The 22,535-nt window shown below is 58.2% G+C and carries 19 protein-coding genes; 11 read left to right on the top strand and 8 right to left on the bottom strand.

The window, feature by feature from the left end:
• Window positions 1–26: 26 nt before the first annotated feature.
• On the bottom strand, window positions 27–1,733 hold the full coding sequence (locus tag GNG27_RS11650) for an ABC-F family ATP-binding cassette domain-containing protein (protein WP_156263776.1): 1,707 nt from the start codon (window positions 1,731–1,733) through the stop codon (window positions 27–29).
• 353 nt (window positions 1,734–2,086) lie between these two features.
• Here GNG27_RS11650 and GNG27_RS11645 point away from each other — a divergent pair, with 353 nt between their 5' ends.
• Both GNG27_RS11645 and yajD read left to right on the top strand, forming a co-directional pair.
• The gene (locus GNG27_RS11645) at window positions 2,087–3,325 is read left to right on the top strand and encodes an MFS transporter (RefSeq protein ID WP_197090587.1); all 1,239 of its coding nucleotides are present in this window, start codon (window positions 2,087–2,089) and stop codon (window positions 3,323–3,325) included.
• Between the two features lie 53 nt (window positions 3,326–3,378).
• Window positions 3,379–3,726 carry an HNH nuclease YajD gene (gene yajD / locus GNG27_RS11640; protein ID WP_156263774.1) on the top strand — a complete coding sequence of 116 codons (348 nt, stop codon included), beginning with the start codon at window positions 3,379–3,381 and terminating at the stop codon, window positions 3,724–3,726.
• Window positions 3,727–3,772: 46 nt separating this feature from the next.
• Here the strand turns inward: yajD and GNG27_RS11635 are convergent, their stop codons facing one another.
• From GNG27_RS11635 to GNG27_RS11620, 4 genes are all read right to left on the bottom strand, one after another.
• Window positions 3,773–5,470: an NAD-dependent malic enzyme gene (locus GNG27_RS11635; RefSeq protein ID WP_156263773.1), complete on the bottom strand. Its 1,698-nt coding sequence runs from the start codon at window positions 5,468–5,470 to the stop codon at window positions 3,773–3,775.
• Between the two features lie 175 nt (window positions 5,471–5,645).
• Window positions 5,646–5,783: a stationary-phase-induced ribosome-associated protein gene (sra, locus tag GNG27_RS11630; RefSeq protein WP_032618124.1), complete on the bottom strand. Its 138-nt coding sequence runs from the start codon at window positions 5,781–5,783 to the stop codon at window positions 5,646–5,648.
• An 80-nt stretch (window positions 5,784–5,863) separates the two neighbouring features.
• Window positions 5,864–6,079 carry a biofilm-dependent modulation protein gene (bdm, locus tag GNG27_RS11625; protein ID WP_106992870.1) on the bottom strand — a complete coding sequence of 72 codons (216 nt, stop codon included), beginning with the start codon at window positions 6,077–6,079 and terminating at the stop codon, window positions 5,864–5,866.
• Window positions 6,080–6,221: 142 nt separating this feature from the next.
• Window positions 6,222–6,743 (bottom strand): VOC family protein, encoded by a 522-nt coding sequence (locus GNG27_RS11620; RefSeq protein ID WP_156263772.1) that lies wholly within the window; start codon window positions 6,741–6,743, stop codon window positions 6,222–6,224.
• Between the two features lie 145 nt (window positions 6,744–6,888).
• Between GNG27_RS11620 and GNG27_RS11615 the strand changes: the two genes are divergently transcribed.
• Entirely contained in the window at window positions 6,889–7,317 is a 429-nt protein-coding gene (locus GNG27_RS11615; protein ID WP_142489464.1) for an OsmC family protein, read from the top strand.
• A 25-nt stretch (window positions 7,318–7,342) separates the two neighbouring features.
• Here the strand turns inward: GNG27_RS11615 and GNG27_RS11610 are convergent, their stop codons facing one another.
• The gene (locus tag GNG27_RS11610) at window positions 7,343–8,248 is read right to left on the bottom strand and encodes a LysR family transcriptional regulator (protein WP_156263771.1); all 906 of its coding nucleotides are present in this window, start codon (window positions 8,246–8,248) and stop codon (window positions 7,343–7,345) included.
• Window positions 8,249–8,374: 126 nt separating this feature from the next.
• On the opposite strand from GNG27_RS11610, the gene GNG27_RS11605 reads away from it, so the two are divergent.
• Window positions 8,375–9,124, top strand: coding sequence for a glucose 1-dehydrogenase (locus tag GNG27_RS11605; protein ID WP_156263770.1), 750 nt, complete (start codon window positions 8,375–8,377; stop codon window positions 9,122–9,124).
• Here GNG27_RS11605 and GNG27_RS11600 read toward each other — a convergent pair.
• The gene (locus GNG27_RS11600; protein ID WP_231600449.1) at window positions 9,121–10,101 is read right to left on the bottom strand and encodes a mannuronate-specific alginate lyase; all 981 of its coding nucleotides are present in this window, start codon (window positions 10,099–10,101) and stop codon (window positions 9,121–9,123) included. The two genes, GNG27_RS11605 and GNG27_RS11600, sit on opposite strands and share 4 nt — an antisense overlap.
• A gap of 153 nt (window positions 10,102–10,254) precedes the next feature.
• On the opposite strand from GNG27_RS11600, the gene GNG27_RS11595 reads away from it, so the two are divergent.
• The 5 genes from GNG27_RS11595 (at window position 10,255) to glgX (ending at window position 19,925) form a co-directional block, all read left to right on the top strand.
• On the top strand, window positions 10,255–11,487 hold the full coding sequence (locus GNG27_RS11595; RefSeq protein ID WP_156263769.1) for a diguanylate phosphodiesterase: 1,233 nt from the start codon (window positions 10,255–10,257) through the stop codon (window positions 11,485–11,487).
• 202 nt (window positions 11,488–11,689) lie between these two features.
• A complete protein-coding gene (locus GNG27_RS11590; protein ID WP_156263768.1) occupies window positions 11,690–13,240 on the top strand; it encodes a methyl-accepting chemotaxis protein in 1,551 nt (516 codons plus the stop codon).
• Window positions 13,241–13,531: 291 nt separating this feature from the next.
• Complete coding sequence (gene treZ / locus GNG27_RS11585; RefSeq protein WP_156263767.1) at window positions 13,532–15,304, top strand: malto-oligosyltrehalose trehalohydrolase; 1,773 nt, start codon at window positions 13,532–13,534, stop codon at window positions 15,302–15,304.
• Window positions 15,304–17,820, top strand: a complete 2,517-nt coding sequence (gene treY, locus GNG27_RS11580) for a malto-oligosyltrehalose synthase (RefSeq protein ID WP_156263766.1) — start codon at window positions 15,304–15,306, stop codon at window positions 17,818–17,820. The genes treZ and treY overlap by 1 nt, the downstream gene beginning before the upstream one ends.
• A gap of 29 nt (window positions 17,821–17,849) precedes the next feature.
• Entirely contained in the window at window positions 17,850–19,925 is a 2,076-nt protein-coding gene (gene glgX, locus GNG27_RS11575) for a glycogen debranching protein GlgX (RefSeq protein ID WP_156263765.1), read from the top strand.
• A gap of 9 nt (window positions 19,926–19,934) precedes the next feature.
• On the opposite strand, the gene GNG27_RS11570 is transcribed toward glgX, so the two are convergent.
• Window positions 19,935–20,219: a VF530 family DNA-binding protein gene (locus GNG27_RS11570; protein ID WP_142489456.1), complete on the bottom strand. Its 285-nt coding sequence runs from the start codon at window positions 20,217–20,219 to the stop codon at window positions 19,935–19,937.
• A 262-nt stretch (window positions 20,220–20,481) separates the two neighbouring features.
• On the opposite strand from GNG27_RS11570, the gene GNG27_RS11565 reads away from it, so the two are divergent.
• Entirely contained in the window at window positions 20,482–21,738 is a 1,257-nt protein-coding gene (locus GNG27_RS11565) for an MFS transporter (RefSeq protein ID WP_156265121.1), read from the top strand.
• Between the two features lie 168 nt (window positions 21,739–21,906).
• Window positions 21,907–22,515 (top strand): alpha/beta fold hydrolase, encoded by a 609-nt coding sequence (locus tag GNG27_RS11560; RefSeq protein WP_156263764.1) that lies wholly within the window; start codon window positions 21,907–21,909, stop codon window positions 22,513–22,515.
• The last annotated feature ends 20 nt before the right edge of the window (window positions 22,516–22,535 follow it).

Raw genomic sequence — 22,535 nt, 5'->3', positions numbered from 1 at the left:
GCGGCGGCTACCCGCCGGGCGATTTCCTACAGCTGTGCCGTCAGCGCGGCAATCTCCTCCTGCCACTGTGCCTGAAGCTGCGGCTTCTGATGTTTAGGCTTACGCAGCCGATCTTCTTCCAGCAACGTCTCCAGCATAATCAACCGTTCCAGCAGATCGTCATGTGCCTCTGGTTCATCTTGCTGTGCGGCCCGAACCGGCACAGCACTGACCCCGTTGCCGTCACGTAGTCGGGCAAACACCGCGTCGGCATCATGCCATTCGCTGAGTTGACCATTTTCAATCAGCCAGAAGCGGTTACAGCTCTGGCTGATTAACTGCCGGTCATGGCTGACCAGCAGCACGCCACCCTCGAACTGTTGCAGCGTTTCTGCCAGGGCCTCTTTACCTTCCATATCCAGATGGTTGGTCGGCTCATCGAGCATCAGCAGGCTGAAGCGGGCCAGGGTCAGGCCAATAAACAGCAGCCGCGAGCGCTCCCCGCCGCTAAGCGTACTGACCTTTTGTCCGTGCCTCGCCCAGGCGAATCCGGCGGAGATCAGCGCCATCTTGCGATCCTGAGGATTGGGGGCGAACGGTTCCAGAGCGTCGATCAGCGTGGCGTCGTCCGCCAGCTGATGCAGGGTCTGGTCGTAATACCCCGTGGCTACGCGCGGGTGGATCTTCAGCCCGGCATGCATTTCGCTGGCAATAAACTGTTGCCAGATAAGCCGCATCAGGGAGGATTTTCCGCAGCCGTTGCGCCCGACAATCGCCACCCGATCGCCGCTTTTGAGACGGACGTTTTCTACTGAGAATAACGCCGGCAGGCCAGGCGCAGGCGCAACGCCGAGGGCGTCGATCTCCAGCAGCCGATCGGCACGCAGCGCATCGCCGCGCAGGGTTAGAGTCCATGGACTGCCGGTTGTCAGCGTCGTCTGGCTCTCCTTCAGGCGCTCGACCTGACGTTCCATCTGTTTGGCCTTGCGGGCCAGATCCTCGTTATCGTAGACCTTGCCCCAGGTCGCCAGCCGTTTTGCGCTGGCGGTGACCCGGTCGATCTCCTTTTGCTCAGCTTTATGGCGCAGGGCATCGCTTTCGTCTTTCTCCACCAGCGCCTGACGTGCGCGGGTGCAGGGAAGGGCGAAGTAGTGCAGCGTTTTGTCGCGCAGGATCCAGCTGCCGTTGGTGACGGCATCTAATAGCTGTCTGTCGTGAGACACCAGCACAAAGCTGCCGGACCAGTTTTGCAGGAACTGCTCCAGCCACAACAGCGTCGGCAGGTCGAGGTGGTTGCTGGGTTCATCCAGCAGCAACAGATCCGGCTCAGTAATCAGCGCCCGCGCCAGCAGCAGTCGGGTGTGCTGTCCGCCGCTGAGGGTGGCTGATTGCAGGGCGGTGTCCTGTGGGGTAAAGCCCATACCTGCCAGCAGGGTTTCCGCCCGCCAGCGCAGGCTTTCACGTTCCGCCACCGGCAGTTGCGCCAGCACCGCATCAATCATTGTCAGCGGATAAACAGATTCAGGCAGATGCTGCTCGACCCGAGCCATCAGGCAGTGTCCGGCCAGCGCAACCGTCCCGGAAAGGGGGGCGTCTGTGCCGTCGAGGATCTTCAGCAGGGTACTTTTGCCGCAGCCGTTATCGCCCAGCAGACCAATGCGGTCGCCTTTTTTCAGGCTAAAGGTGAGGTCGTTGAACAGCGTGTCAAAGGCAGTATCAACACGAAGAGAAAGTGCAGTCAGTAATGTGCTCATTTGCTTACTCAAGAGTTACAGGCATAAAAATGCCTCGTCATACATCGCTGACGATAACCCGGTAAGCCCGAGAGAAGGGATTCAGTCTTAGGTGTCTTCGCTCAAGCCGAAGTTATCGCAGCACGAAACCGATAACGCTTGAGCAGGTGCGATCACCAAGGTGAAGTGAAATATCAAAGATTTCACAGCACAGCATAATTAGCCTCCTTTTATATTCAGTAGGTTGATGGATGAAGGGAGTGTAGCGGGGAAGGGACATTTCAGCAAGACACGCCAATTGGTTGCATTTTAAAACCATCTCATCTAGCCTTCATTTGGTTTTATCTTAAAACCAAATGAAGAGGGGTAAGACCATGAAAGGAGAAATGACGCTATTGCAGGGCGAGGCCAAACCTGCGGGTCTGTCACGTAGTCTGGTATGGCTCTTCGCCATCGCCAGCGGCCTGTGCGTAGCGAATGTCTATTACGCGCAACCGCTGTTGGACGCCCTGGCCCGGGATTTTGCCATCAGCCAGGCCGCGGTCGGCGGTGTTATTACTGCCACGCAAATAGGCTGCGCGCTGGCGCTGCTTTTTCTGGTGCCGCTGGGTGACAGGGTGGATCGCCGCTGCCTGATGGCGATCCAAATGCTAGCTCTGACTATCGCCCTGGCGGCGGTAGGGATGGCGCAGTCCGCGCCGGTATTGCTGGCTGGCATGCTCGCCGTCGGGCTGCTCGGGACGGCGATGACCCAGGGGCTGATCGCCTATGCCGCCAGCGCCGCGGCCTCTCATGAGCAGGGGCGGGTGGTGGGAACGGCGCAGGGCGGGGTGTTTATCGGGCTGCTGCTGGCGCGGGTCTTTGCCGGGGGCGTCAGCGATCTGACGGGCTGGCGCGGGGTCTATTTCTGTGCCGCGCTCCTGATGCTGGCGATTGCGATCCCGCTGTGGCGACGGCTGCCCGTCCTGCCTCCGGCTTCTCACGCGCTGACTTATCCCCGTCTGTTAGCCTCGATGCTGACGCTGCTGCGTCAGGAGAAGGTGTTACAGGTGAGGGGCATGCTGGCGCTGCTGATGTTCGCCGTCTTTAACATCTTCTGGAGCGCGTTGGTGCTGCCCCTGAGCGCGCCGCCTTATAGCTTCTCGCACACAATGATTGGCGCGTTCGGGCTCGCGGGCGTGGTCGGCGCGCTGGCTGCATCGCGTGCCGGTCAGTGGGCGGATCGGGGATATGCCGGGCGCACCAGCGGAATGGCGCTTCTGACGCTGCTGCTGGCCTGGTGGCCGCTGTCGCTGATGGATATGTCACTCTGGGCGCTGGCGATCGGTATCGTGCTGCTGGATCTGGGCGGCCAGGCGCTACACGTCACCAATCAGAGCCTGATATTTCGCACCCGCCCGGATGCCCATAGCCGGCTGGTGGGGATTTATATGCTTTTTTATACCGTCGGTAGTGGGCTGGGCGCGATCGGTACCACCCTTACGTATGCCCATTTCGGATGGCAGGGAGTGTGTTTGCTGGGGGCGATGGTCAGTTTGCTGGCACTGGCGTTCTGGTGGCTGACGCAGCGCCAGCTCACAGAAACGATGGACTGCGGCAGTGAACGCAGGTGAATTCCCGGCCGTACTGGCGTAAAATTAGTTTTTTGTCACAGGTAATCTCAGCAATGGCTCTGATCCCCAAAAACTACGCGCGGCTGGAAAGCGGCTATCGCGAAAAAGCACTCAAAATCTATCCCTGGGTATGTGGGCGCTGCTCGCGGGAATTTGTTTATTCAAACCTGCGTGAATTAACGGTCCACCATATCGATCACGACCACACCAATAACCCGGAAGATGGCAGTAACTGGGAGTTGTTGTGTCTGTTTTGTCACGATCACGAGCATTCTAAATATACGGAAGAGGATCTGTACGGCACTACCGTGGTAGCGGGTGAGGACGCGCAAAAAGACGTAGGCGCGGCAACCTATAATCCGTTTGCCGATTTACAGGCGATGCTGAATAAGAAGAAGTAGATCGTACCAACATAAAAAAAGGCAACTCGCGTTGCCTTTTTGCTTTTTAAATTGAGGTTCTGCGGTAGCTGCGGTATTCCGGCTGCCAGAAGTTCTCATCAATCGCCTGCTGCAACGCATCGGCAGACGTTTTCACCGCCACCCCTTGCTGCTGCGCCATCTTGCCTACGGCAAAGGCAATCGCCTTCGACACCACGTGAATATCCTTCAGCTCCGGCAGCACCAGCCCTTCGCCGTTGTTCACCAGCGGTGAATGCTTGGCCAGGGTTTCGCTGGCGGACATCAGCATCTCATCGGTAATGCGCGAGGCTCCTGAGGCGATCACCCCGAGGCCAATCCCCGGGAAGATATAGGAGTTGTTACACTGGGCAATCGGGTAGGTTTTATCCTTCCATACCACCGGGGAGAACGGGCTACCGGTGGCAACCAGCGCATTGCCTTCGGTCCAGGCGATGATGTCCTGCGGGGTAGCTTCCACACGTGAAGTCGGGTTCGACAACGGCATCACGATGGGGCGAGCGCAGTATTTATGCATCTCGCGGATGATCTCTTCGGTGAACAGCCCGGTCTGTCCGGAGACGCCGATCAGAATATCCGGTTTGACGTTGCGCACCACGTCCAGCAGGGAGAGCACTTCGTTGTCGGTATCCCAGTTTTTCAGGTTCTCGCGCTTTTGCACCAGTTTGGTCTGGAACGGCAGCAGGTTCGGCATGGCGTCGGTCAGCAGGCCGAAGCGGTCCACCATAAAGACGCGCGAGCGGGCCAGCTCTTCGCTTAACCCTTCCCGCTGGGTCTGGGCGATGATCTGCTCGGCAATACCGCACCCGGCGGAACCGGCGCCGAGGAAGACGATCTTCTGATAGCTTAACTGGTTGCCCGCCGCGCGGCTGGCGGCAATCAGGGTGCCGACGGTGACCGCCGCGGTGCCCTGAATGTCGTCGTTAAAGGAGCAGATTTCGTCGCGATAGCGGTTCAGCAGCGGCATCGCGTTTTTCTGGGCGAAGTCTTCAAACTGCAGCAATACGTCCGGCCAGCGGTGTTTTACCGCCTGGATAAAGTCATCCACGAACTGGTAATACTCGTCGTCGGTGATGCGTGGGTGGCGCCAGCCCATATACAGCGGGTCGTTGAGCAGCTGCTGGTTGTTAGTGCCGACATCCAGCACCACCGGCAGGGTGTAGGCCGGGCTGATGCCACCGCAGGCGGTGTACAGCGACAGCTTGCCGATCGGGATGCCCATTCCGCCGATCCCCTGGTCGCCCAGACCGAGAATACGCTCCCCGTCGGTCACCACAATCACCTTGATGTTGTGGTTTGACACGTTCTGCAGAATGTCATCCATTTGGTGGCGGTTCTGATAGGAGATAAACACGCCGCGGGAGCGACGGTAAATTTCGGAGAAGCGTTCGCAGGCGGCCCCAACGGTCGGGGTGTAGATCACCGGCATCATCTCATCGAGATGGTTTTGCACCAGTCGATAGAAGAGGGTTTCGTTGGTGTCCTGGATATTGCGCAGATAGATGTGCTTATCGATTTCGGTTTTGAAGCCCTGGTACTGGATCCACGCACGCTCGGCCTGTTCTTCGATGGTTTCCACCACTTCCGGCAGCAGGCCCAGCAGGTTGAAGTTGCTACGCTCTTCCATGCTGAAGGCGCTGCCCTTGTTCAGCAGGGGGAACTCCAGCAGAACCGGCCCGGCGTAAGGGATGTAAAGGGAACGATGTCGGGTTGCTTTGTTGTCCATGTCACTCACTTAATTTTTGGAAATCCGTCCCTGGCACTGGTGTTGATCATTGTCGCTGTCGTGCCCGCAGGGGATGTCAGGCGGGTAGTATAAAGGAGGTCAATGTTAAAAACCGCAACATACAAACAAAAACACCACCGGAGTAGCCGGTGGTGTCAGGTATGCTTTAGCGAACTTACTTAGGTTCGTGGCGTTTTCTGCCGGTAGCGTGGGTGACCTGCGTTTCGCTGTCGCCCTCAATCACCACTTTACGCTGGTTCGAGAGTTTGTAGTTCAGTCCCAGGATATGGCGTGCCTGACGGTTCGATTTCATATTAACTCCTCATTCCTGTTGATAGTGATAAGGCGAACGAAATGTAACCCCTAAGGTTGCAGATCCAGCATAGCAGGTTTTTAGAAACTGGCGTGCTGACCGCTGACGACGTAGTTAATGGTCTGCTGGTAGATGTCACTGAGGATGTCATTGTCTGAGGCCTCAACCCACTTGGTGAGTTCCATCAAAATGTCATCTTCGGTGACAGCGCCCAGTTCTGCGCGTAAACCCTGTGCAATTGCATTTACCAGCTCCGGCTGTGCGGATGGTGTGGTTGCTGAAGTATAAGTAAACATAGTGCCTCCGTGTCGTTTTCTGTCTAATGTTCCGGTTCGCAGTAACGAAATGCACATTCAGAATGGCAAACTTTTTTAGCGCTGTGTCTAAGACTCGTCCTGGAAATAAAAATATCATAATCACAGCACTTTCATGGATATATCATGGCTTCCAGCGACGCAGAGGCGTGTATTTTTCATAAGGCATGGGGGAGGGCCAGGATATCAATTCAATGACGCTGCCCCAGGGCGTTTTGCCGTAGCAAAAGACGTTGCCTTCTCCCTGTTCTGCCGGGAACGAGAGCGCTTTTGGCTCGGTAAATATCTCGCCACCCGCCGCGGTAAAGCGTTTTATCGCCTGTGAAAAATCATCGACATAGACGGCAAAGTGCTGAAGACCGAAGTCGCTTGCTCTGGCCGGGGACTGCTGCTCCGGGCCGTGCATTTCGAACAGCTCAACCCCGGGCCCGTGGGGCATGGCCAGCATTCGAATAGCGCGCACTTCCGTGCCCGGGAATAAGCGCAACGTCTTTTGCTGGGCGTCGGGATCAATATTACCGTCTCCGGGTTCCACGGAACGATATATTTCTTTCGCGTTAAACGCCTGTTCAAAAAATAGCGTGGCCTGATTAATGTCCGGTACGGTAATACCGATGTGATCGATGCCTCTGACGGGTAAATTCATTCTTCTCTCCTTAGCAAATATTAAAATATAGCAGGCTGGCAGCGGGTGAATATTTGCACAATGGGGTGAGACTGTTCCGTCTTTGCCGCAAAGCCCGATCTCTCTTCTATACTTAACGCCTTGTATGCCAAAAGGAGAACAATTTATGACAATTCACAAGCACGGTTCGGCGCACTGGTCTGGCGATATTAAACGCGGTAAAGGGACAGTTTCCACCGAAAGCGGCGTCCTTAATCAGCAACCTTACGGCTTTAATACCCGCTTCGAAGGGGAAAAGGGCACCAACCCGGAAGAGCTGATTGGCGCAGCGCATGCGGCCTGCTTCTCAATGGCGCTTTCATTGATGCTGGGCGAGGCGGGCTATACCGCCGATTCCATCGACACTACTGCGGATGTGTCGCTGGATAAAACCGACAGCGGCTTTGCCATCAGCAAAATTGCGTTGCAGAGCAAAGTGACCGTGCCGGGCATTGACCCGCAGCAGTTTGACGGCATTATTCAGAAGGCCAAAGCCGGTTGTCCGGTGTCGCAGGTGCTGAAAGCTGAAATCACCCTCGACTATACCCTGAACTGATCCTTCCGCCGGGCCTTGCGCCCGGCTATCCCTTCACCGCTTCAGGAAAGACCTCTGCCAGCCAGGCGATAAACACCCTTAACCGCTGCGTCACATGCCGGTTTTGCGGATATACCACGTAAAACGGGTAGTCCGGCGGCCGCCATTTCACCAGAATTTCCACCAGCGTGCCTGCCTCCAGCATCGCCCCTACCGAATACCGAAAGGTCTGGATGATCCCCATTCCGGCAACCGCCGCCGCCAGGTGCGCGTTGCTCTCGTTGACGCCAATATGGTGCCGCAGGTTGATTTCGCGAACCTCATCGTCGTGCGTAAAGCGAAACGGCACCGCGCGACCGTTAGCCGGCGAGAGATAGCTCACCAGCTTATGACCGTTCCGCAGCTCCTCCGGGTAGGCGGGGATCCCGTGCTGTTTCAGATAGCCCGGCGTGGCGCAGGTGACCATCTCTGCATTGCCGATATGCCGGGCAATCAGGGAAGAGTCCCCCAGCGCGCCGCCGCGGATCACGCAGTCCACATTGCCGCTGATTAAATCCACCGGCCGGTCCGCCACGCCCAGGTCGATGCGGATGTCGGGATAACGGCGCATAAAATCCGGCAGCACCGGGATCAGCACGTCCCGCGCCGTCGAGCCCCCCACATCAATACGTAAATGCCCCTGCGGCTGCTGTTTCACCGCGTTGAACGAGGTGTCGATATCTTCGATATCAATCAGCACCCGTCGGGCTTTTTCATAATAGTCCTGCCCCTCCGGCGTCGGCGTTACCCGTCGGGTGGTACGTTGCAACAAACGCACGCCAAGGTGCGCCTCCAGCGCTTTTACCAGTTTGCTGAAGGTGGCGATGGGCATGTTCAGCGAGTCTGCCGCCCGGGTAAAGCTGCCGGTTTCTACCACGCGCGTAAAGGCGCGCATTGCCATTAACTGATCCATAGAGCGGCGCTCATCAAAACGGGGATTATTCCCCGTGGGAAAAAGTGATTTCCATTTTTGCTGATTTTTCCCTAATCCCGCAAGCGGTAGAGTGCATCCACACCAACAACACAGAAGGTAAATCACATGAACTCAGCATTAACAGGTAAAGTCGCACTCGTCACCGGTGGTACCAGCGGTATCGGTCTGGCAACGGCAAAAGAGCTGGCCGCTCAGGGGGCGAAGGTGTACATCACCGGTCGTCATCAGGCAGAACTGGACAATGCCGTCGCCAGCCTGGGCGGGCAGGCGATCGGTATTCGCGCCGATGCCTCGCGCCTTGACGATCTCGATGCGGTGTATGCGCAAATCGCTGAACAGGCCGGGCGGCTGGACGTGCTGTTTGCCAACGCTGGCGGCGGAGATATGCTGCCGCTGGGGGCCATCACCGAAGAACACTTCGACCGCATTTTCGCCACCAACGTGCGCGGCGTGCTCTTCACCGTGCAGAAGGCGCTGCCGCTGCTGGTTTCCGGTTCCTCGGTGATCCTCACCGGCTCGACCGTCTCCATTAAAGGCACCGCCAACTTCAGCGTTTACAGCGCCAGCAAGGCGGCAGTGAGAAACTTTGCCCGCTCCTGGGCGCTGGATTTACAGGGGCGCGGGATCCGCGTCAACGTGGTCAGCCCAGGCCCGATTAAAACCCCGGGGCTGGGTGAGCTGGTACCGGAAGATCGGCGCCAGGGGCTGTTCGATGCGTTAGCGTCGACGGTACCGTTGGGACGCATTGGCGAACCGGAAGAGGTGGCTAAAGCGGTGGCGTTTCTCGCTTCCGATGCCGCCAGCTTTATCAATGCCACCGAGCTGTTCGTGGATGGCGGGATGGCGCAGATTTAACGCTGATAGAGTAGTGTGAGATTGCCGCCGAGGCGGCGATCCTGCAACGGACGGCTGGCGTCCAGGCGTGACAGTGTCACTGATGTGCAGTGCTGCATGGCGCACCAGGGCTCCAGCCATTCGGGATGAGACTCGTCCTGCCGCAAAACATACCCCGCCAGCCGCGCCAGCGCGCCCTTGTTCTCCTGAATGACATCTACCTGATTGGCTCTGGCAAAACTGGCGATCATCACCAGCGGCTGCAGAGCGTAATTGTGATAGGCCTGCGCCCGCTCGCGGCGACGCAGTTCGTTTGCCAGCGTGCCGTCGGCGGCAATCTGTCCGGCGGCGATGCGGTACTCTTTTAATGACCAGGTGAATAAATCCCGCCGGTCGAGCGCCACGGCGCTGGCCATGACCGCCCATGCTGCCCAGTAGCTGTGATTATTGGTGCTCTCCAGCGGCAGGCCGTCCCACTCCCGTACCACCCGATCCGCCAGCTGGCCCAGCCAGCGCTCGGTGGCCTGCTGTCCGGCAAGCGACGTCCCGGGGGTAAACTTCAGCTCCAGCCAGCTGCTGGCAAGCGTTGCCAGCGCCCATTTGCGCATGGCGCGCCCGGTGTGGCTGGTCTCTTCTGAGAGCAAGGCCTCCGCGTCGGCCCATGTCGCGTAACCATTCAGAATACAGCGCAGGGTATGCGGATCTCCGCTCTGCTTATAGCGCCACACCATCTCCGAGATCCCGCGTTCAAAGCCGACGATGGGTTTAGACGCGGCGCGAAACGCCTGCTCGGCCTGCGGATTAAGGGTGGCGCGGGCGCTGTCCGATCCCTCATATTTACTGCGCAACGTCAGCGGGGCGGTAAAGGGCGCGGGCAGGGCTACGCAGCCGCCCGACGCGGTATGGGGCAGCGGGCGGGTAAAACCGGCAGGAGGCACCAGCGGAGCGGCCAGAGCGTATACCGGTAAACAGAGCAACAGTCGCAAGGTACATTTCACATTCGCCTCCGCCAGAATTAAACATTCACGTTGATTATTTTTGAGCCGAATCGCCTGTTTCCTGATATATCCTTTTAATACTATTAGTCGGCGATCGTAATTTATGTTACACAATAGCTTAAAAGGCCTAACAATCTATCGGGAACAATGGCTGTGCTGACTACACTCATTTACAAAAGCCAGTTAAATCCGTCCTGTAAATCTTTATCCCTCCTCTCACTTGTTGAAAAGGCCAAACACAGTAATACCGCGCTGGACGTCACGGGCATTTTGCTGTTTGACGGTGTCGAGTTTCTGCAGATCCTCGAAGGGTCTGAAGAGGTTATTGAGACGCTGTTCCTGAAGATCCGCGAAGACAAACGCCACGACAGCGTGGTGGAGCTGATGCGTGACTACGGTCCGCGTCGGCGCTTCGAGAACGTCGGTATGCTGCTCTTCGATCTGCGTATCGAGACGTCCAAATCGGTGCGTTCCTCCGTTTTGCGCTACAGCAAGCTGGATAATTATCTGGCGGCGGAGGATCGGGTATTTAAATTTATTCAGACTTTTATCAACCAGCAGAAAAAAGCGTTGGGCGGGTCAAATTTCCGGCCGGAGAAGTGGACGCTGGCCCCGGAGCATGCCCCTTTTGGCAAATCCATCAACGGGCTGATTGATAATCAGGTCTGTCAGTTTGCCCTGCAGCCGATCGTCCAACCCACCGAGGGTAAAATCTCCTCGCTGGAAGCGCTGATCCGCGGCAACGACGGCGGGAGCCCGGAGCGGTTCTTTAACGCCATCGATCAGGACAAAGTGTATGAGGTTGATCTGCTGACCAAGGCCTACGCCTTTGCGCTGGCCGAGAAAATTGGCATCGGTGACCATAAAATTGCCATCAACCTGCTGCCGATGTCGCTGGTCAACGTGCCCGGCGCCGTCGATTATCTGATGGATCAGATCCTTATCCACGGTTTACAGCCGGAGCAGGTGGTGATTGAGGTCACTGAAAACGAAATGATCTCCGGCTTTAACCAGTTTAACAGCGCCATCAAGCAGTTGAGGGCGGCGGGGATTGGTCTGGCGATTGACGATTTTGGCTCTGGCTATGCCGGGCTGTCGCTGTTGACCCGTTTCCAGCCGGATAAACTGAAAATCGATCGCGAGATTGTCAGCAATATCCACTTAAGCGGCCCGAAACAGGCGATTGTGAAGTCGATTATCAGCTGCTGTACCGACATGGAGATTGCGCTGGTGGCTGAGGGCATCGAGAAAATCGAAGAGTGGTGCTGGCTTGAATCGGCAGGCATCAAGCGTTTTCAGGGATTTTTATTCGCCCGGCCTGAATTAAACGGCGTGGGGGAAATTCACTGGCCGCAATTTACCAGCGCTGAATATTTAAACGATTAAATACGCCACCAATAATCATCTGCTGAACAGATAAAAATTTTCCATCTATCGCAGGGCCTGAATATAAGGCCCTGTCGTGCAATCCGCTGATTTAAATAACGATTAGCGACCCTGTTGATATTCTTATAAATAAATAACTTTAATTCAATATTAAGGGGCGGATGCCGATAACACTTCAGACCGTTTTATATCTGAGGTAGTTATGTCGTTGAAAAAGTCGTCCCTTGCCATTCTGCTCGCTTTGCTGTTTTTCTTTGTTGCCAGTGGCGCAACCAATGTCTGGCTGGCCATTAAAAGCAATGATTCACTGGATAACGTGAATAAAGAGATCCAGGTGGTGTTATCCATTATCGATCCCATTAACCACAGCCGTACCCTGCGCGTGCGGGTCATGGAGTACATGAAGCAGGCGGAGAGCGGAGATACCGCCGGTCTTGCGGAGAAGCTGGACTCGGTAAAGCTGGCGCTGACCAAGGCCGATGGCGCGTTTGCCGCCTTTAATGCCGCGCCGCGTCTGGCGGATGAAGCTCCGTTAGTGAAAGATTACGACGACGCCTGGCTCGCCTACCGTAATCAGGGGCTGGCACCGCTGATTGATGCGGCCTCGGCGCATGACGCGGCAAAATTTGATGCCCTGATCCCACAGATCTCCCGTCTCGACCGCCAGTACGAAATCGTCCTCGACCAGGTGCTCTCCGTGCACCAGAAATACGCGAAACAGCTGAATGACGATGCGCGATCCCACTTTGCCTCCGGCTTAACCATTATTGCCGCCTTTGCTGCGCTGTTTGTGGTGGTGATTATCGGCGTGAGCGTCCTGATGAAGCGGTTTGTCTTTGCCCCGATTAACCTGGCGCGGGCGCACTGCAGCCAGATCGCTGCCGGTCAGCTGACGGAAGCGGTGCCGCAAAAAGCGGGCTCGAACAACGAAATCGATCTGCTGATGGGCTCGATGGAGCAGATGCGTCTGGCCCTGCTGGAGACTATCTCTCAGGTGCGTGAAGCCTGCCGTACCGTCAATTACGCTTCGCAGGAAATTGCCTCCGGCAACATCGATCTGGCCTCACGTACCGAGCAGCAGGCGTCAGCCCTGACAGAAACCGCCGCCAGCATGGAGCAACTGAGCGCTACCGTCGCCAATAATACCGACAATGTGTATCAGGCCGGGAAGCTGGTGCAGGATGCGGTGAATAACGCCCGCACGGGGGAGGCCGTGACCCGCGAGGTGATCGAGACCATGAACACCATCGCCGCTAACTCCCAGCGTATCGAAGATATTACCAGCGTGATTAACAGCATCGCCTTCCAGACCAATATTCTGGCGTTGAACGCCGCGGTTGAAGCCGCCCGCGCCGGCACCCAGGGACGGGGATTTGCGGTGGTAGCAACGGAAGTCCGTACCCTGGCGCAGAAGAGCGCCGTGGCGGCGAAGGATATCGAAAACCTGATCGCCCAGTCGGTCTCCAGCGTGAAAAACGGTTCTCAGCTGGTGAATCGCTCGGGGGAGGTGATCCATGCCATTATCAATTCGGTCAATAAGGTGAACGCGCTGATGGAGCAGATCTCGGTGGCGTCGGAAGAGCAGAGCCGTGGTATCGGCCAGGTCGGTCAGGCGGTAACCGAGATGGACGGCGTCACCCAGCAAAACGCCGCCCTGGTGCAGGAGTCCGCGGCCGCGGCCGCCTCGCTGGAAGAACAGGCGAAACACCTGACCCAGAGCATCGCCAGCTTCAGACTGCCGGAACCGGCATAATTCCTAATGCCCGGCGGCGCTGCGCTTGCACGGGCCTACGTTTCTGTAGGCCGTGTAAAGCGCAGCCGCTACCCGGCAAGACACATCGCAGCCTTTCGTAGGCCGGGTAAGGCGTAGCCGCTACCCGGTAATACAGATCGCACCCTTCGCAGTGACCCATCTCACATTAATTTTCCTGGTCTATGCTTGATGTTCATGCGCGGTATCACGCCAGCGCATTTTCTCTTTTTCCCTCTGCTTAGCGATTAACGCCAGGCAACCCGAGGATCATGGGTCAAACGAGGTGGTGGAATGACAGCTAAATCTATTAGGTATTGGGGTTGTGAATATAGCGATGCGAACAGCGTTCGCTTTCATCTGTGGGCCAGCGGTCAGCAGCAAATTGCCCTGCGCCTGAACGACGAAACACTGCCGATGCACCCGACCGGTGACGGCGGATTTGAACTGACGGTCAACGATGTTGCCCCCGGTTCAGCCTACAGCTTTATCCTGCCTGACGGCACCGCGGTGCCCGATCCGGCCTCCCGCGCCCAGCAAGGTGATGTCAACGGCCCGTCGCTGGTGTGCGATCCTCATAGCTATGTCTGGCGCAATACCCACTGGCAGGGCCGGCCCTGGGAAGAGAGCGTGGTCTACGAGCTCCATATCGGGACCTTTACCCCGGAGGGCACTTTCCGCGCGGCCACCGACAAACTGTCGTATCTGGCCTCGCTCGGCGTCACCATGATTGAGCTGATGCCGGTCTCCCAGGCGGGAGGCAGTCGTGGCTGGGGCTACGATGGCGTGCTGCTGTATGCTCCGCACAGCGCCTACGGCACGCCGGATGAGCTGAAGGCCTTTGTCGATACCGCCCACGGCCTCGGCCTGTCGGTGGTGCTGGATATCGTGCTTAACCATTTCGGGCCGGAAGGTAATTACCTGCCGAAACTGGCACCGGACTTTTTCCACCCGGAACGCATGACCCCGTGGGGGAACGGTATCGCGTATGACCTTGCGCCGGTGCGTCAGTTTATTGTCGATGCGCCACTGTACTGGCTGACGGAGTTCCACTTCGATGGCCTGCGCTTTGACGCCATCGACCAGATCGAAGATACCTCCGACCCCCACGTGCTAATCGAGATCGCCACCCGCATCCGCGCCGCCATCACCGACCGGCCCGTGCATCTGACCACCGAAGACAGCCGCAACGTGGTGTTTCTCCATCCGCGTGAAGACGACGGCAGCGTGCCGCTGTTTACCGGGGAGTGGAACGACGATCTGCACAATGCCATCCACGTGATGGCCAGCGGGGAAACCCATGCCTGGTACCAGGATTTTGCTGAAAAACCGGAGCAATGGGTGGCGAGAGCGCTGGCAGAAGGCTTCTCTTATCAGGGGGAACGTTCCCCGCAAACCGGTGAGCCCCGGGGAGTGAAAAGTATCGCTCAACCGCCAGTGGCCTTCGTCGATTTCATCCAGAATCACGATCAGGTAGGCAATCGTGCTCAGGGGGATCGCCTGTTAAGCCTGATTGGGGAAGAACGTACCCGGGTGCTGATGGCCGCGCTGCTGCTGTCCCCCCATATCCCGCTGATGTTTATGGGCGAGGAGTTTGGTGAAACCCAGCCGTTCCTGTTCTTTACCGATTTCCACGGGGATCTGGCGCGTGCGGTGCGGGAAGGGCGCGCGAAAGAGTTCAGCGATCACGACGAGACGGTGCCGGATCCCAATGCACCTGAGACCTTTGCCCGTTCGAAACTGGACTGGAACAAACTCAACCAACCCGGCGGCCAGACCTGGCTGCGCTTTACCCAACAGCTGTTACAGCTGCGCCAGCGGGCGATTGTGCCGCTGTTGGCCGGAGCACAGGGCGGTAGCGGCAGGGTGCTGAAAACGGCCCCGGGCTGCGTGGTCGTGAGCTGGACATTTACACAGGGCACGTTGACGCTGGCGCTCAATATTGGCGAACAGGATCAAATGCTGCCCGATATAGCGGGTGAAACGCTGTTTGCCTGGCCTGAAGGCCGCACGGAACTGCTCGCGAACACCGTTATTGTACGTTTTGCACAAGGAGAACCGACCTGATGATCCCCACAGCGACCTGGCGTATTCAGTTTCGCAACGGCATGACTTTCGACCGTGCCGCCAGTCTGGTGCCGTACCTGCAACAGCTCGGCATCAGCCATCTGTATGCTTCGCCAATATTTACCGCCGCCCGGGATTCGACGCACGGTTATGACGTCACCGATGCCAACGAGATTGACCCGTCTATTGGAGGCCGCGCCGGATTTGAGCGGCTGGTCAGCGCCCTGAAGGCGGCCGGGCTGGGGTTGATCCTGGATATTGTGCCGAACCACATGTCCACCTCGCTGGAAAACGCCTGGTGGCGCGATGTGATTGAACACGGAGAGAAGAGCCGCTACGCCCGCCATTTTGATATCGACTGGTCGCGTCGGCTGACCCTGCCGTTTCTGGGTGATGACTTTGATGTGGTGCTGGCGAACGGCGAAATCAGCGTTCAGCGCGACCCTGACACCGGCAAACCGGCGTTGGCGTATTTCGACAACTTTTACCCGCTGACGCCTGACAGCTGGGAAGGGCGCGAAGACGAGGTTCTTCGCCTTAGCGATCCGGCGGCCATCACCCGGCTGCATGACCAGCAGCCGTGGCGGCTTACCAGCTGGCGTGATGCCCCGCGCGACCTCTCCTGGCGTCGCTTCTTCGAGATCACCGGCCTGGTGGGCGTGCGGGTTGAGGACGACGCGGTGTTTGATGACAGCCATGCCCTGATCCTGGCCCTGGTGCGCTCGGGTGCAGTGGACGGGCTGCGCATCGATCACGTGGACGGGCTCGCCGACCCGCGCGCCTATCTCCAGCGTCTGCGTCAGGAGGCGGGCCCAGACTGCTATATCACGGTGGAGAAGATCCTCAGCAAAGGCGAGAACCTGCCCAATGACTGGCCGATCTCCGGTACCACCGGCTATGAATTTATCGCCTCGCTATCGGAAGTGCTGATAGATGACGACAAAATCGATGGTCTGCGCCAGGCCTATGACAGGGTCATGGGCCGCCCGGTGGATATGCACGACGAACTGCGCGACGCGCGTCTGCTGATGGTGGACAGAAACTTCGCCGGCGAGTTTTCTACCTTGCTGACGCTGGCGAAAACCCTGGCGCAGACCGAAGGCGTCAACCTCGAAGAGGAGCCTCTGCGGATGGCGCTGCGCGAGCTGCTGGTGGCCTTCCCGGTATACCGCACCTACGGCACGGCGCAGGGAATGTCCGCCGCGGATGTGCGGCTGCTGAACCATGTGGTGTCGACCATCAGCGCCGATCCCGACGCCATTGCGCTGCTGATGCGTATTCTGACCGGCGAGGTCTCTGAGGAGGCCCGCGATACCGCCACGAATTTCCGCACCCGTTTCCAGCAGCTGACCGGGCCGCTGATGGCGAAGTCGGTGGAGGACACGCTGTTCTTCCGTCAGCACATGGATCTGGCCCTCAACGAAGTGGGGGCCGAACCGGTGCCGCGCGCCTTTTCACTGACGCGTTTTCACACCGAGATGACCGCGCGGCGTGAGCGTCAGCCGGATGCGCTCTCCGGCACCTCAACCCACGACACCAAGCGCGGGGAAGATGCCCGCGCCCGGCTTTACACCCTGACCGAAGCCCCGGAGGTCTGGGCAGAGTGCGTGGCCCGCTGGCAGCAGCTGAACCAGACCCACGTGCGTTTTCTCAATGATGGTACGGCCCCCAGAGCCGCCGACACCTGGATGCTCTATCAGGCGCTGGCGGGGGGCTGGCCACCACAGCTGGATCCGCAGGATGCTGAGGGGCTGAAGGCGCTGGAGGAGCGATTCCTGGCCTTTGTTGAAAAGGCGCTGCGGGAGGCCAAGCTGCGCACCGACTGGGTGGACAGTAACGAAGCCTATGAAACAGTGGTGCTGGAGTATGCCCGCCATCTGCTGTCGCCGGAGAATCAGAATTTCCTGCAAGACTTCAGCACCTCGCTGCGTCCGTTTATCCGCGCCGGGCTGGTAAACAGCCTGAGCCAGACGGTGATCAAACTCACCGCCCCGGGCGTGCCGGATGTCTATCAGGGCAGCGAGGGGCTCAACTTTAGCCTCGTCGATCCCGATAACCGTCGCGAGCCCGATTTCGACCAGCTCCGCCAGCAGCTGGCGTCGGCGGATCGGCAGATTGCCACCCGCGAGGCGAGCTGGCAGGACGGGCAGCTGAAGCTGTCTGTCACCAGCACGCTGCTGCACTTGCGCCAGCGCAAACCGGCGCTGTTCCGTCTGGGCAGCTATGTTGCGCTGCTCACCCGCGGCGAGCGGGCGGATAAGGCGATTGCCTTTGCCCGCGTGGATGACGACGACGTGCTGATTGTGGTGGCACCGCGGCTGGCGCTGGCGAATGCCACCCGGGCGTTTCCCGTCACCGGGGCGGCTCTGTGGGGAGCGACCGAGGTGGTTCTTCCTCCCGATCTCGCCGGACGCAGCTATAAGGACTGTTTCAGCGGTGAAACCCTGGTGTTGGGTGAAAGTCTGCAATTGAGTGATGCACAGGATTGCTGGCGGGTGTTATTGGCCTGCGGCTAATGATTATTACTGTTCGAAGGAAAGACGTTATGGCATATGACAAAATTTATGAAATCCAGCCGGGGCAGAGTTACCCGCTGGGGGCGAATTACGATGACAAAGGGGTGAATTTTGCCCTCTTTTCGGCCTGCGCCGAACGCGTTGAGCTGTGTCTGTTTGACCCGAGTGGTAAATCTGAAATTGCCCGTCTGGAGTTACCGGAGTACACCGACGAAGTCTGGCATGGTTATGTCCCGGATCTGAAGCCGGGCGCGCTGTACGGCTACCGCGTGTATGGCCCTTACGATCCGGAAAACGGGCACCGTTTTAACCCGCATAAGCTGCTGATTGACCCTTATGCGAGAGCCTTAACCGGGGAACTTATCTGGAACCCCTCGCACTTTGGCTATGAACTGGGGCATGACGAACTCGATCTGAGCTTTGATACCCGGGACAGCGCACCCTATACGCCAAAATGCCGGGTCATCGACCCACGGGTGTTCGACGGGCAGGATCCACATCGCCCGGCGGTGCCGTGGTCCAGTACGATTCTGTATGAAACCCACGTGAAAGGCTTTACCCAGCTCAACCCGGCGATCCCGCCCGAACTGCGCGGCACCTTCGAGGGGATGGGGCATAAAGCCACGGTGGACTACATCAAAAGCCTCGGCGTGACCTCCGTTGAGCTGCTGCCGGTACATGCGTTCCCGGACGATCAGCATCTGCTTGAGCGGGGGCTGAAAAACTTCTGGGGCTATAACACCCTTAACTTCTTCTCTCCGGCGTCGCGCTACGGCGGCCCGAACGGCATTCAGGGGTTCCGCGACATGGTGCGCGCCTTCCACGATGCCGGTATCGAGGTGATCCTCGATGTAGTCTATAACCACACCGCCGAGGGTAACGAGCTGGGCCCGACGCTGTCGTTTAAGGGGATCGACAATTTCTCTTACTACCGCACCATTGCCGGTCAGCACCGCTACTATGTGAACGATACCGGCACCGGCAACACGGTGAATACCTCGCACCCGCGTGTGCTGCAGATGGTGATGGATTCCCTGCGTTACTGGGCGGAGTCGATGCATATCGACGGCTTCCGCTTCGACCTCGGCACCATCCTCGGGCGCGAGCCGGAAGGGTTCGATCAGCGCGGCGGCTTTTTCGATGCCATGATGCAGGATCCGCTCCTCTCGCGGCTGAAACTGATAGGCGAGCCGTGGGATATCGGCCCCGGCGGTTATCAGGTAGGGGGCTTCCCTCCAGGCTGGGGCGAGTGGAATGACAAGTATCGCGATACCGTGCGTGAGTACTGGCGCGGGGATAACGTCTCGTCCGATTTCGCCGCGCGTCTGCTCGGTTCCGGGGATCTGTATGACCAGCGTGGGCGTCGCCCGTGGGCAAGCATTAACTTTATCACCGCCCACGACGGTTTCACCCTCAACGACCTCGTCTCCTTCAACGAGAAGCACAACGAGGCCAACGGGGAAGACAACAACGACGGCCACAATGATAACCGGTCATCGAATTATGGCGCTGAAGGCCCGACCGACGACGAGCAGATTAATGCCCTGCGTGAACAGCAGAAGCGCAACTTCCTCACCACGCTGCTCTTCTCCCACGGCACGCCGATGCTGCTGGCCGGGGATGAGTTTGGCCGCAGCCAGCTGGGTAATAACAACGGCTACTGTCAGGACAGCGAAATCAGCTGGGTACACTGGGAGAATCTCCCGGAAAGCGCCGAGACGCTGCGCAACTTTACCCGGCATTTGATCAAGCTGCGCGCCAGCCAGCCGCTGTTGCACCGCGAGAGCTGGCGTGACGGGATGGAGATCACCTGGTTTAATGCCGGCGGCGGGCCGCAGCTGCCGGAGCACTGGGACGAGGGCACCACGCTGGGGCTGTACCTCACCCGGGCCGATCTGCACGGGCAAAAGGGGATCTGGCAGGAGGTGCTGCTGCTGATCAATCCGTATGAAGGGGCGGTGCCGTTCCGTATCCCGGAATGCGGTAAAGAGGGTTGGGTCCTGGAGCTGAGTACGGCAGGAGATGAGCATCTGGGGCAGGCGGTGATCCCGGATACCGATTTTCCGCTGCCAGGCCGCAGTATCGTGCTGTTACGGCGGCCATAACGCGGGGCGTTACTTGTTAGCCCGCGCTCTGTCCCACGGGCTGGTGGTCTCGTCGTCAGCTTTTGCTGGCGCGGGATCCTCCAGCGAGTCCAGATAGAGGGCTTCGACTTCGGCGCGGGCCCACGGGGTACGCCGTAAAAACTTGAGGCTGGATTTGACGCTGGGATCGCTGTTAAAGCAGTTAATTTTAATCAGCTTTCCCAGCTGCGCCCAGCCGTAACGCGCCACCAGGGCATTGACCTGCATCTCGAGCGTGACGCCGTGCAAAGGATCTTTCGAAGGGTGAGCAGTCACAGGCATCCTTTTATTATCTGGCAAGGGGTTCAAAGCGGGGAAGGGTACAAGAAAAGCAGGGGGCCAGCAAGCGCTCAGGCGGTCACCGGTTTTGTAAATTTTGTAGGCCGGGTAAGGCATAGCCGCCACCCGGCACGACAGATCGCACCCGGGTTTATGCCCGGCGGCGCTGCGCTTGCACGGGCCTACGATTCCGGGAATGGGTGTTTTTGAAACGCCGTTCCGTTATAATGTCCCTCCCGATCCCGACGCCATTGAACCCATGACAACGCCTGATAAAAACGTTCGTGCCTTTCACTTTTCCGCTTTTCGCTATCTGTTCGCCGCCCGTTTTCTCACCGTGCTGGGCAATGGTATTGCCCCCATCGCACTGGCTTTTGCGGTCCTGGATATCGGCGGATCGGTCTCTGATTTGGGTATCGTTGTCGCCTCCCGGTCGATTTTCAACGTGCTGTTCCTGCTGCTGGGCGGAGTGTTAGCGGACCGCTATTCCCGCAGTCGGGTGTTAGTTTCATCTTCCCTGGTCGCGGCCATTTCGCAGGCGGTTGTGGCCTGGTCGGTGCTGGACGGTTCCGCCACGGCGATCGGACTGGCCTTGCTCGGTGCCCTGAATGGGGCCGCCGCCGGGATCGCCTTACCGGCCTCTTCCGCGCTCATTCCTCAGACGGTTCCCGCCCGCAATCTGCGTGAAGCCAATGCCTTTTTGCAGGCCGGTATTTACGGTGGAACGGTGATCGGCGCTTCGCTGGGGGGCATTCTGATAAGCGCCGTCGGGCCCGGCTGGGGGCTGGCCATTGATGCGCTGGGCTTCGCCGCGGCTGCGCCGCTCTATTATTTAATCCGCGTCTCGCCACGTGAAGCCGGTTCAATCCAAAGCAATATCCTGCAGGACCTGAAAGAGGGATGGAAAGAGTTCGCCAGCCGGGCCTGGGTGTGGGCTATCGTCGTGCAGTTCACCATTATTAATGCGGCCTTCAGCGGCGTGATGATGGTGCTCGGGCCAGTGATTGCCGATGCCTCCTTTGGACGTGCACATTGGGGGATGATTATTGCAGCCCAGAGCGTGGGGCTGATTGTGGGATCTTCCCTCGCGCTGCGCTGGCGCCCGCGCCGCGACCTCTTTATCGGGGTGCTGCTGGTGTCGTTTTGCGCCTTGCCCCCGTTCATGCTGAGCCAGCTTGCGGCCACACCCTGGCTGATGGCCGCGTTTTTTATTGCAGGCGTAACCTTTGGCCTGTTCGGTGTCGCCTGGGCCCAGTCGCTGCAAACCCATATCCCGCAGGACAAGCTGGCCCGGGTCTATGCTTATGATGCGGTGGGGTCTTTTGTCGCCATCCCCTTCGGCGAGCTTATCGCAGGCCCGTTGGCGATTGAGTACGGCACCAGCAACGTGCTGTTGGTATCCGCCGTTGCGGTGGTAATTGCCACGGCGGGGGCGAGCATGGTGCCGGCTATCAGGCGGCTCGAGAGTGGTTCTGAGATGACATCGCACACAATGTCCGGGGAACGCAGCTCGTAGGCCGGGCAAGCGCAGCGCCCCCGGCGGTTCCTTCTGGTTTGATAAAACGAGGAAAATGATTCATTCGATGATGAATACGCAGATGATTTCCAGTCACGCTTTCCAGGTGCCGTTTCAGGGCAAATTCATCTATGCCGAAAGCACATTCGGGCGCAATGGCCTTTCCTGATGCTTCATGGGGGCGGTAAGGATCGCACGGTGTTCTATAAATACCGTGCGCTTCTGGATAGGTCAGGCATTGGAACGACGCTCTTTGACTTTGTAGGTCATGGTGAGACGGGGGGAGATATGCACGCGTCCTCTCTTTTCAGCCGCACGGCACAGGCAGAGGCGGTGATTGCGTTTCAGGGGCTGGCTCTCACGGGGTGTATAGGCGTAAGTATGGGGGCCTATAACGCCCTCCAGCTGAGTAAAACGATCCGGTTTCAATCCCTCATTCTCATGGTTCCCGGCATCTACTCAACGCCAGCCTATAAGATTAACTTTGGTCCTGAATTTTCTGCCATCATTCGCAAAGAGAGAAGCTGGGCGCAAACTGATGCCTGGGATATCGCAGCTGAATTTACCGGCAATCTGCTGATTATTGCCGCCGAAAATGACGCAATCATTCCCGCAGAAATACCGGAAAGACTGTTGTCCTCAGCAGCTGGCTGCCGCCAGAAGCAGCTGCTCACCATTCCTGGCGCCGGGCATAATACTATCTGGCAAAATTTAATGCTGTCAGACACGCTCTACGAAGAGGTGCGTTCAGCTTTTGCGCGGTGTTTATCCCATTGAACTTACTGTTTCGCCCTGGT

Origin of the sequence: Leclercia sp. 119287 (assembly GCF_009734485.1) — a bacterium.
GTDB lineage: Bacteria > Pseudomonadota > Gammaproteobacteria > Enterobacterales > Enterobacteriaceae > Enterobacter > Enterobacter adecarboxylatus_C.
The sequence above is the reverse complement of the archived record's forward strand: the minus strand, read 5'-3'. Positions and strand labels throughout refer to the sequence as shown.